The 11,155-nt window shown below is 52.1% G+C and carries 11 protein-coding genes; 6 read left to right on the top strand and 5 right to left on the bottom strand.

Going from position 1 to position 11,155, the window contains the following annotated elements; all coding sequences use genetic code 11:
- The 4 genes from H6F43_RS08690 to H6F43_RS08675 all read right to left on the bottom strand — a co-directional run.
- Positions 1-293 (bottom strand): helix-turn-helix domain-containing protein (locus tag H6F43_RS08690; RefSeq protein ID WP_190342401.1); only part of this gene is annotated, 293 nt, incomplete at its 3' end.
- 43 nt (positions 294-336) lie between these two features.
- The gene (locus tag H6F43_RS08685; protein WP_190342400.1) at positions 337-519 is read right to left on the bottom strand and encodes a hypothetical protein; all 183 of its coding nucleotides are present in this window, start codon (positions 517-519) and stop codon (positions 337-339) included.
- Positions 520-657: 138 nt separating this feature from the next.
- A complete protein-coding gene (locus tag H6F43_RS08680; protein ID WP_190342399.1) occupies positions 658-1,866 on the bottom strand; it encodes an NYN domain-containing protein in 1,209 nt (402 codons plus the stop codon).
- Positions 1,867-1,888: 22 nt separating this feature from the next.
- Entirely contained in the window at positions 1,889-3,772 is a 1,884-nt protein-coding gene (locus tag H6F43_RS08675) for a M48 family metalloprotease (RefSeq protein WP_190342398.1), read from the bottom strand.
- Positions 3,773-4,013: 241 nt separating this feature from the next.
- Between H6F43_RS08675 and H6F43_RS08670 the strand changes: the two genes are divergently transcribed.
- The 3 genes from H6F43_RS08670 (at position 4,014) to H6F43_RS08660 (ending at position 6,947) form a co-directional block, all read left to right on the top strand.
- A complete protein-coding gene (locus H6F43_RS08670; RefSeq protein WP_190342397.1) occupies positions 4,014-5,198 on the top strand; it encodes an NAD(P)H-quinone oxidoreductase subunit H in 1,185 nt (394 codons plus the stop codon).
- Positions 5,199-5,399: 201 nt separating this feature from the next.
- Positions 5,400-5,591 (top strand): hypothetical protein, encoded by a 192-nt coding sequence (locus tag H6F43_RS08665; protein WP_190342396.1) that lies wholly within the window; start codon positions 5,400-5,402, stop codon positions 5,589-5,591.
- Positions 5,592-5,741: 150 nt separating this feature from the next.
- On the top strand, positions 5,742-6,947 hold the full coding sequence (locus tag H6F43_RS08660) for a class I SAM-dependent methyltransferase (RefSeq protein WP_190342395.1): 1,206 nt from the start codon (positions 5,742-5,744) through the stop codon (positions 6,945-6,947).
- 43 nt (positions 6,948-6,990) lie between these two features.
- Here the strand turns inward: H6F43_RS08660 and H6F43_RS08655 are convergent, their stop codons facing one another.
- The gene (locus tag H6F43_RS08655) at positions 6,991-8,157 is read right to left on the bottom strand and encodes a septal ring lytic transglycosylase RlpA family protein (protein WP_190342394.1); all 1,167 of its coding nucleotides are present in this window, start codon (positions 8,155-8,157) and stop codon (positions 6,991-6,993) included.
- A 416-nt stretch (positions 8,158-8,573) separates the two neighbouring features.
- On the opposite strand from H6F43_RS08655, the gene purM reads away from it, so the two are divergent.
- From purM to ispE, 3 genes are all read left to right on the top strand, one after another.
- Positions 8,574-9,602: a phosphoribosylformylglycinamidine cyclo-ligase gene (purM, locus tag H6F43_RS08650; protein WP_190342393.1), complete on the top strand. Its 1,029-nt coding sequence runs from the start codon at positions 8,574-8,576 to the stop codon at positions 9,600-9,602.
- Positions 9,603-9,634: 32 nt separating this feature from the next.
- Complete coding sequence (gene rsmA / locus H6F43_RS08645; protein ID WP_190342392.1) at positions 9,635-10,465, top strand: 16S rRNA (adenine(1518)-N(6)/adenine(1519)-N(6))-dimethyltransferase RsmA; 831 nt, start codon at positions 9,635-9,637, stop codon at positions 10,463-10,465.
- 58 nt (positions 10,466-10,523) lie between these two features.
- A partial coding sequence (ispE, locus tag H6F43_RS08640; RefSeq protein WP_190342391.1) for a 4-(cytidine 5'-diphospho)-2-C-methyl-D-erythritol kinase occupies positions 10,524-11,155 on the top strand: 632 nt, incomplete at its 3' end.

The following is an 11,155-nucleotide window of genomic DNA, read 5'->3' as shown; positions in this document are numbered from 1 at the left end:
GCTTGCAATTGCTCGAGCACTTCCCCCCGAATGGCTGGGGTTCGACCTGGAGCAGTTTTGATGTCCAAAAGTGCCTTCAGTCCTCCGTTTCGATACTTCTGCAACCAGCGACTGATAGTGGAGCCATCCCGCCCCAAGCGCTGACTCAGGTTTTGGTGCTGCTTGACCTGTCCATTCTTGAGCCACCACAGCATTTGTAGGCGCTCTTTGTGACTTGCATTGCGGGCTTGCTTGTAACTTTTTTCCAGGTACTCAATGCTCTCGGCGATCTCAAGCTGTAATGTACGGGGCATCGAGATGGCTATCTTTTAGGGATGCTCCTAATTATATGCAGCATCAAACTGAATTGGTATAAGGACGAAAATTTGTTTGAATCTGCTTGAGTTGCTGTTGCTCCGATTCGGTGACAAATTCTAACGACAGCACGTCTTGAAAGGCACGATCGTCGAATCGCTCCTCGAACTTCAGCAGACGATAAACGTCTGCCAGCGCTAACTTGCTTGCTTTCAGCGTTGCCATCTTCTGATTGTATCGTTTTGGTTTCTGACATCGGAGCACCTTCACGATTGCTCCAGCCTTATTATCACTTTCCTCTGCTAATTTCAGCGATCGTACGTTCTAGGAGGTGAGGACAATCACAGTTCTTCAGCTACGAGCCTATTGATCCTGAGCATTTATAACCAAAACGTTAAATTGCTCTTGTGTGTAAGAATTTATCAAGAGTTGAGGTATAAGTTCGGGGATAAAAGACACCTCCTGAAGCCTACAGATCTGAACAATCCGATTTACCATCACAAGATCTAACTTCTTTGACATTACCCGCTCAGATTTAGGTAAATCAACTGTCAGAATAGACTCGTCATTTCGCTTCTGCTGTTGCTGCACCACAAAACCTGCCTTATAAAAAATATATATCATCGATCGTAATTCTCCACGAGTTAGATTACGTCCAAAAGATTCAATCAAATATTCAAATTCTTCACCTTTTGTAAAACCCTCTGGAAAACGCGTCTTTAGTCCGGTTAGAGCATCCCAAAGACAAGAGGATTTGTATGATCTCCAACCGCTTTTACGTAGAAAACGTCTATAAAGGTCGATCGTAGGTTCTACTAAAGTACTCCCTGATTGACTATCGCAACTAAGAACTTCATTCTGCTTCTCCCCAGTTTCAAGTGCTTTCGCGTTCCAAATCTCTTTGACTTTGTACAATGTGACTATTTCAGGAGCACTCTGTAGGAACTTCATGAATCCATCAAACCCCAAGTTATTTTCATCAAACGCAGAATCAGTCTCCAGCATCTTATTCTTAAGAGTTGAAAGATTCGCACCATCTGGAAATTTGTCAAGTACTTGCTCTAGTAGTTCCAAAGCATCCTCGCGAAGTTGAGCAGTCTTTAATGAAGCAACTGCACCATCAGAAACAGGTTCTTCATCAATGTAAATAAATCGATTGCAAGTTCTCTTAACTGCTTCACTAAGGGCGGAACGTGGTCCAACACCCATCACGGACTTGCCCAACTCCCGCAAGCGTCTAAACAAAGGTGAGAAATCTGAATCTCCAGTAGCAAGAACAACCCATTCTAAATCAGGAATACGAGCTAAGTACTCCATGACATCAACGACAATTTGAATGTCAGCTGAGTTCTTACCCTTAACTGGATGATAAACATGAACAAACTCGAAGCCGAGCAAATTTAGCTCTGGCTGACGAACACTAACTGATAGAATGCTGAAATCTCCATAGGCTCGGCGAACCACAACACGTCCTAATTCATTGGCGCGTTCTAGCAGCGTTTCTCCTCCATCTGCTTTCAACCAACCTGACAGATTTTCAACATCCAAAAAAATCGCAACTTTTTCCGACATCTTTAGTATTGCCAAAAAATAGCTAGCGCTGGAAAATTAACGATCGCTCCACTCGCGTCATTTTCTTCCTCAACTTACCGATGTTGCCGTGGTTGAGAATCAGAATGTAGCTCTGCACCGGAAACTGAAGATTCGTTGCCAACAAATCCACCAACTTCTGAGCCGCCGCTTCGCCCTCGATTAGATTGCGCTTGCGGATAATTCCCAGCACGCAGAAGCGCTTTTCGGGAAAATGAGTCATCACTTTCTCGACAACATACGCCTCTTTCACCTGCGGGTAGGTAGCTAACTGCTGCTTGAGATCCGCTATCTCGGCTTCCGTTAGCGTGTGCGGTTTGAGCAAGTCACGATCGCTGACATCCGATCGCTCCTGCTGCGCCTTCATCAGTAACTCGTACTGGTGCTCAGCCCGATCGCGATACTGCTTTGCCTCCTCAACTTGCCCTCGCTGCCAGAGAAAGCCGTAGATTAGCTGACAGCCTTCCAGCACCCAATCGACGTTTTGAGCGATCGCCGCCTCAACGTGAGCAATACCTTCCGGGTTGTTTTGCTCCAGCAGAATCCGACCCAGCGTGTAGTGAGCAGCAGCGTGATCGGGCTTCAGGGTGACAACCGCTTGAATCAAGGGAGTGGCTGCCGCATCGCCCTCTAATTCCAGCGTTCGACAAGCGCGTTCCCACGCTTCATCCACGGTCAACGCTTGACGACTCGCCTTTTCATTCAGCGCTTGCAGCTCAGCACGGGTCTCTTGCAAATAGGCGTAGCGCTGCCGCCACGTGGTCTCCACGCCCTGCTTCCACTCGTGATCGAACTGCTTGATGAGCAGCTCCAGTGCAGAACCCAAAAACTGCTGCGCGGCTGTGACGCGAACGGGTTGCGGCAGCGGTAAATTATCTAGCTTTTGAAAGCCCAATGCAGCGAGGCGATCGCTCAAACATGGGTGCGTATCCGCATTGCTGGTTTTTTGCATCAGCGCTTGCTCTAGCCATTGCCGACCTTCTATGGGGGCAGCTCCATGTAGGGTCTGCATCACCTGACTAAACGCTGTGCTAGGCGGCTCGACCTCTTGCTTAACGCGATCGTAAATTCCAGTCCAGCAGCGATCGACAAACGGTCCCTGCACAGCGACATTCATTAGCGCTTCGGCGCAGTGGGTTTTTCCTGCCAGTTGCGCCGCACAGCGATCGGCGTCGTATTCATCCATTCGCGCTAGCACAAACGAATAGGCGCTGAAAAATGGCGCGTACCAATTAAAGAAGCGATCGAACAAAAGCGACGATCCGCCATGACCGCCCTGAAGCCGCTCCAAAATCTGCATCCAAGTTTTACGAACGCGATAGATCCACCCAGCAAAGCGCGAGTGATTTCCGGATAGGTGTCCTAATTCGTGCGCCAGCACAGCTCGAAACTGCTCTGGGGAAAGCACCTGCATCAACGGCAGTCCCACTAGCAGATAGTTCTCTTGCCAGCCGAAAATCCCCAATCGCGGCACCTGCATCACAGCGGCATTAAAGTCTTGCACCAGCAGAATGTGGTGAAACGAGGGCGCTTGCAGCGTTCGAGTCAGGTCATCTACCAGCGCAAACAGCGCTGGTACCTGCTGACGAGTCAAGCGCAGTCCTTGCGGTGGCGGAAACGAGACTTGCAGCGATCGCACGATCGCCCACGCCGGAATCAGCAGCAAAATGCCTGCTTTAATCATGGCAGTGTTGAGGCGCTGGCTGATGACAACGAGCCAGGCGAGGAGGGCGACGATCGCCCCCAGTCCCGCCAGCACCAAAAAGATGTAGGCGTAGCCCAGCGCCGCCAGCAGTCCGACACGCCATCGATACCCCACAGGTTGCTGTTGGGCAAACTGCTCTAGCCGTTTCACCAATACATCAAACTGTTCCTGATTGAACGCCACGAAAACCTCCTCAGAGCGGCAGAATTGGACCGTCTCTATCGTTCCCGCACTTAAATCTGATGATTCAGCAAATCCACTATTACCCACGCTTTCAGCCGTTACTCCGTATAATTAAGGAGATGTAACAATCAGTGCGGGCTTACTCCAAGTGGTTAGTGGTTAGTTTCTACTATTAAGAGAAAACTGATAGCTAACGACTAACGACTAACAACTTCACGATCGAGGGGAGACTGTTTTAGATATGGCAATGATCGAGACCAAAACCGAACCCATGGTGCTCAACATGGGTCCGCACCATCCCTCGATGCACGGGGTGTTGCGGTTGATTGTGACGCTAGATGGCGAGAACGTCATCGACTGCGAACCCGTCATCGGCTATCTGCATCGCGGTATGGAGAAGATTGCCGAAAACCGCACCAACATTATGTATGTTCCCTACGTCAGCCGATGGGACTACGCGGCGGGAATGTTCAACGAGGCGGTCACCGTTAACGCACCAGAGAAATTAGCAGGGATTCCAGTACCCAAACGCGCCAGCTACATTCGCGTCATCATGCTGGAACTGAACCGAATCGCCAATCACCTACTTTGGCTTGGTCCTTTCATGGCAGACGTTGGTGCCCAAACGCCCTTCTTCTACATCTTCCGCGAACGAGAACTCATCTACGACCTGTGGGAAGCTGCAACGGGCTACCGCATGGTCAACAACAACTACTTCCGCATCGGTGGCGTCGCCGTGGACCTGCCCTATGGCTGGGTCGATAAGTGCGAAGACTTCTGCGACTACATGCTGCCCAAGGTGGACGAGTACGAACGGCTAATTACCGATAATCCGATCTTCCGCCGCCGTGTCGAAGGCGTGGGTACGATTAGCCGCGAAGACGCAATTAACTGGGGGTTGTCGGGTCCCATGCTGCGGGCGTCGGGTGTGAAGTGGGATCTGCGGAAAGTGGACCACTACGAGTGCTACGACGAACTGGATTGGGACGTGCAGTGGGAAACCGCAGGCGACTGTTTTGCTCGCTATGTGGTGCGGATTCGGGAAATGCGTGAGTCGGTGAAGATTATTCGCCAGGCGATCAAGTCGCTTCCGGGTGGTCCTTATGAGAATCTAGAAGCCAAGCGGATGCAAGAGGGTCCCAAGTCCGAATGGAACGGGTTTGATTACCAGTTCATTGGCAAGAAGATTGCACCTACGTTCAAGATTCCTAAAGGGGAGCACTACGTCCGTGTCGAGAGCGGCAAAGGCGAGTTGGGCATTTACATTCAGGGCAATGACACGGTGTTCCCGTGGCGCTGGAAGATTCGGGCAGCAGACTTCAACAACCTGCAATGCCTGCCACAGCTGGTGCGCGGCATGAAGGTGGCGGATATTGTGACAATCCTAGGCAGCATCGACATCATTATGGGATCGGTCGATCGCTAATTCATCTCGCTAAAACTCAACGGGGGTAGGCACAGGTCTGCCCCCGTTTTTTTATTCGTCTAATTTTGGAATAGGGGTTGCGATTTCCAGCAGTACCTACTATATATAGTAGGTACGCGGCTGAAGCGAGCTACATCTAGCGTTTCCAAGCGTTCAGTGAGTTCGAGTCGCCCTTAAACCATTAGCCATTTCGATCGACCTATGACCTACCAACAACAGCTCACCCCTTGGGTTATTCACAATCTTCTGCCCAACCTGAAGCAATCTACTATGTCTCGGTTCCGGCGTCGGGCTGAAGCAGAAGCGTATCTGCGACTGCTGCAACGCACCCATCCGAACTCGCGCTTTGAAATTATCTTTGATGTGGGTCAAGGTGAACTGGTGGGACGGTAAGGTCACCTTGCGGAGTGTGGTGTTGAACGGCGATCGTCTGCCGCCGGAGCAAAGGTATTTTAGACTAGCCAGCCGATTCTGATGACAAATTTCAGACTACTTTTACAATTTCCACCTGTGGCACAATGAAGACCGCGCACTTGAGTGGTAATGACAGAATCGTTAGCTGACTCTAATTCGCTAAGCCGTCTGATTGCCCGACAAATTGTCGGGCATCCCCAGCAGCGAATTACCTTTGCTGAGTTTATGGACCTGGCGCTGTATCATCCGCAGTATGGCTACTACGCCACCAAGGCGCGGACGATCGGATCCAAAGGCGATTTTTTTACGTCTCCCCATCTTGCCCCCGATTTCGGGGAACTGTTGGCAGAGCAGTTTGCCCAAATGTGGGAGATTATGCAGCGTCCCAATCCATTTAGCCTGGTGGAAGTGGGGGCGGGACAGGGTGTATTGGCAGCAGACATTTTGCGTCACCTACATCGGCACTACCCGGAGTGCTACCGATGCCTGGATTACCAAATTGTTGAGCGCGCCGCGCCTCTGATTGCTGAGCAGCAGCGGCAGTTACGCAATTTAGAGGCGACAGGCATTCGCCTACGCTGGCAAACGCTGGAAGACATTCCAGCAGGCTCGATTACGGGCTGCGTGTTCTCCAATGAGTTGGTGGATGCGCTGCCTGTACATCTAGTGGCGATCGACACTGGGCAACTCCGGGAAGTTTACGTCACCGCAACCGAGAGCGAATCGAGGACTCCTCAGTTTGGGGAAGTGCTAGATGAGCTATCAATGCCGCAGCTGGCGGAGTACTTTAGCGCTGTAGGGGTGGACTTGCCGTCACCCCGTTATCCCGATGGCTACCGTACAGAAGTCAACCTTGCTGCACTCGATTGGATCTCTGCTGTGGCAAAGCGGCTCCAGCGCGGATACGTCGTCACGATCGACTACGGCTACGCGAGCGATCGCTACTACAATCCTGCTCGATCGCAGGGGACGCTGCAATGCTACTACCGACACTCGCACCACTCTGACCCCTACCTATATATAGGAGATCAAGACATTACCGCTCACGTTGACTTCACTGCATTGCAGCGTCAAGGAGAGCGGTATGGATTGCAGACGGTAGGATTCATCCAGCAAGCGCTGTTTCTAATGGCACTCGGGTTGGGTGATCGTATCGCTGCTGTCGGTCAGTCAGACGCAACTGACGTTCAGGAGGTTCAGGCGCGCCTGCGTCGTCGAGACGCCTTGCATCAGTTAGCAAATCCGCTGGGACTGGGCAACTTTGGTGTGCTGATTCAAAGCAAAGGGCTTGTCGAGAATGCAGCACAGCTAAAAGGGCTGATGCTGCCAATGTAGCGAATCGTGATTCGCTACATTGGCAGCATCAACAGCATCAGCGTCAATTGCTCAAGGCAGCTTGTGGATTGACGATATCTAAGCGCACGGGGGCAACTCCGGTTTGAAGCACTCCCAAAATACGGGCTGCCGCTGCCGAAAGATCGATGATGCGGTTGCCGTGGAAGGGACCGCGATCGTTGATTCGGACGACAACCGACATGCCGTTATTCAGGTTTGTCACCAGAACACGGGTGCCGAAGGGTAGAGTCCGGTGAGCCGCCGTCATCGCGTGTTGGTTGAACCGCTCACCGCTAGCGCTGGGGTTGCCGTGGAAACCGGGACCGTACCAGGACGCCCATCCATTGATATTAATTGGACCGAGGGAAATTTGCTGCCGAGGCTTGCCCGCCACGCCAGACAGGGGAGCCGCGTCTCCTAAAAGTCGCCGCAGCCGATTGGTCGCTTGCAGCGCATCGGTTTCTAGGTTCCGCGTGGTATCGGGGAGCTGCGTGTTAGCGTCCAGCTTTGCCAGAACCGCGTCGCTGACTTTGATGCGGTACTGGTTGTCTTCCCATTTCACCGTGATTTGCTTGGCGTCGATACCGTCACGGTTTAGCTGGTTTAGCTTGGCAGAGATCGCAGATGCCCGCCAAATCGGGTCATCCTGATCGGATGAAGGTTGTTCGGTCTCAGACGCTTCAAGTAGTTCAGCGGCGGCTGTTTCAGCTCCAGCGAGCGATTTAACAGCGGTGACAGAAATCGTGGTCGAGGACGTTTGGCTGCCCAGCTTGACAGATTCTTGTGCGGTCTTGCCAGAGCCAACAAACGTAAGGACGGGAATGTTGCGAACGTACAGGGTGGCGGCTTTGCGCCCAGAGAGCTCGTGAGTTTGAACCTTAGCGATCGGGGCGTCGTCCGGTTTTGTGGCAGTTGGCGACGCTTGCTCACCGATCTTCACAGCGTCATCGCTGGAGGGTTGCGGCGTATCGGAGCTTTGCGAAGAGAATTTCTGGACGGATTCAACGTCGGGTGGAGCAACGTTTCCCAGTTTTACGCCATCTCTAGCGGAATCCGTAGCCTGGGTTGAAGAAGGTTTGGAGTCGGTCTGAAGATTGCTTTCTGAACCTGGATTAGCGGTTTCTGGCTGTTTTGCGTGACCGGAGGGAGCAACTCCCAGCGTCGTAACCAACAGGGTTGCAGTCAAACTGCTAAGAAGTTTCTGATTCATAGAGTCGTGTGAGGTGGGCACTTGAGGAACGAGATATGCGGTGCAAAGCTTGCCGATGTGAACATAAGCCTGCTGATAACTCGTAGTCGGTCCGTGTTCGCTCCTGTTTTAACAACTGCAACAGACTATCACGAAGTTTTTGACTTGGGGATCAGGGATTTAGCAGTATGCCGTATAACTTCATCACAGCTTCATACATAAGAAATTCGCTAAGACTTAGACAGTGTAGAAGTTTGAGCAATTAACAGACGGTAAAAAACTTCAGGTAACTTTATGAAAACTTTACACAACTTGGGAACTTTATCAGCGGAGCAACCAACGAGGAGTCGGGTGAGGGAAGTAGGTGACGCTAAAAACAAAAGAACTAAGAACGAAAGCCTCTAGGTACAATACGGGATGCAGCGATCGCCAAAATCATGGATTACCGACAGGCTGGAGTTGATGTTGAAGCGGGTCGAGCGTTTGTAGAGAAAATCCGCGGCATGGTGAACAGCACCACTCGCCCAGAAGTGCTGGGTGGCGTGGGCGGCTTCAGCGGTTTCTTTCAACTGCCGGGGGGCTATCGAGAACCTGTGCTCGTATCGGGTACCGATGGGGTGGGCACCAAGCTGAAGCTGGCGCAAACGCTCGATCGCCACAGCACCGTTGGCATTGACTTGGTGGCGATGTGCGTCAACGATGTGCTGACGTCGGGCGCAGAGCCACTGTTTTTTCTAGACTATTTAGCCACGGGGCAGTTGAACCCTGACCAGCTAGCGCAAGTGGTGGAAGGCATTACAACCGGATGCCGCCTTTCGGGGTGTGCGCTACTGGGTGGGGAAACAGCAGAAATGCCGGGGTTCTACCAATCGGGTGAGTACGACCTGGCTGGATTTTGTGTTGGCATTGTCGATCGCAGCCAGCTTTTAGACGGTTCGCAGGTGCAGGTCGGCGATGTGGCGATCGGGTTGGCGAGTCAAGGCGTCCACAGCAACGGGTTTAGCTTGGTGCGAAAAATCGTTGAAGCGGGTGGTTTTGCCTGGGACGATCGTCCCGATCTGCTAGACGGCACTCTGGGAGAGGTGCTGCTGACGCCAACGCAGATCTACGTCAAACCAGTGTTGCAGGCGCGACAGGCGGGACTGACCATCCACGGCATGGCACATATTACGGGCGGCGGCTTGCCCGAAAACCTGCCCCGCTGTTTGGGACCAGACCAGTCCGTTCGCATTGACTCAACCTGCTGGGAAGCACCTGCGATCTTTCGCTGGTTAGCGATCGCGGGCAATGTCGCTGAGCCAGAAATGTTCAACACGTTCAACATGGGCATTGGCTTCGTGCTGCTGGTGCCGCCCACTCAAGCCGACGATACCATTCGCTGGTTTGCCCAACACGACATTGCAGCATCGGCGATCGGCGAAGTCATTCCTGGACATAAAGAACTCGTAGGACTCCCAACCTCCTGAGGGAGCCTTCACCCTTCACCCTTGGTCTGTTCATGCCCCAACCCCGAAAACAATTTGCCCAACACTGGCTGCGCAGCGAGAAGGCGCTGAGTCGGATTGTCAGCGCAGCAGATCTCAGCAAAGGTAGCGGCGATGGATCGGGCGATCGCGTGCTAGAAATTGGTCCTGGAATGGGCGTCCTCACGCGGCAGTTGCTGTCGCAGGCAGCCGCCGTCGTATCCGTGGAAATCGATCGTGACCTTTGTGAGTTTTTGACTAAAAAATTGGGCGCGATCGAGAATTTCCTGCTGCTTCAAGGCGATTTTTTAACGCTAGATCTCGATGCAGTCTTAGCGTCTTTACCTGCGTTTCAGCATCCAAATAAAGTCGTTGCCAATATTCCCTATAACATCACAGGACCGATTCTAGAAAAGCTGCTGGGCACGATCGATCATCCTGCTGCAAAGCCATTTGATCGGATCGTTTTATTGGTGCAAAAAGAAGTAGCGCAGCGGCTTTGTGCTCGATCTGGTTCCAAGCAATTTGGAGCGCTATCCGTACGAGTCCAGTACCTAGCGGAGTGCGAATTTATTTGCGACGTTCCGGCAGGCGCGTTTCATCCACCTCCGAAAGTGGATTCTGCAGTGGTGCGATTAAAACCACGATCGCTTGCCGTTCCTGCTGCCGATCCCCAACAGCTAGAAACGCTCGTAAAGCTGGGCTTTGCCAGCAAACGTAAGATGTTACGCAACAATTTGCAAAGCGTTATGGAGCGAGATCAACTGACTGAACTGCTGGAGAGGTTAGCCATTAATCCGCAAGTTCGGGCAGAAGATTTAAGCGTTGAGCAATGGGTAGAATTGAGTAATCGGTTTCATCCGTAGCTAATAGCGATTTCCGCTAATCACGGTATGATTTGATTACTCAGTGCTGGCTCCACTCATGCGCTCTTACTCATTAATCGCTCCTGCCAAAATCAATTTGTACCTGGAAATTCTCGGCGATCGTCCCGACGGCTATCACGAATTGGTCATGGTGCTGCAAAGTGTCGATTTGGCAGACCAGATTGAGCTACGCGCCAATGGAACGAGTACGATTCATATGGCCTGCGACCATCCCGAAGTGCCGCGAGATCACACTAATCTGGCATATCGCGCCGCCGAGTTAATGTGCCAGCAGTTTTCAGACAGCTTCGATCGCTACGGAGCGGTAGACATCGCGATTTATAAACAGATTCCAGTCGGAGCAGGACTAGCGGGGGGATCGAGCAATGCCGCTGCTGTACTGGTGGGGATGAACCTGATGTGGCAGTTGGGGTTAACTCAATCCGAGCTGCAAGAGTTGGGCGCACAGCTGGGATCGGATGTGCCCTTCTGCATTACTGGAGGAACTGCACTGGCAACAGGGCGTGGTGAAAAGTTGGACACGCTGCCAGAGTTAGATCAGCTATATGTAGTGTTAGCGAAGTATCGCAGCTTGTCTGTGTCTACGATTTGGGCGTACCAAACCTACCGCCAGCAGTTTAGCCAGTCGTATTTGCCCCGACCGGATGATCTGGAGGGGCGTCGGCAGCA

It is taken from the genome of Leptolyngbya sp. FACHB-36 (assembly GCF_014695955.1).
Classification (GTDB): Bacteria; Cyanobacteriota; Cyanobacteriia; order Leptolyngbyales; family Leptolyngbyaceae; genus FACHB-36.
Note: the sequence above shows the minus strand (reverse complement) of the source record. Positions and strands in the feature narration are given on the sequence as shown.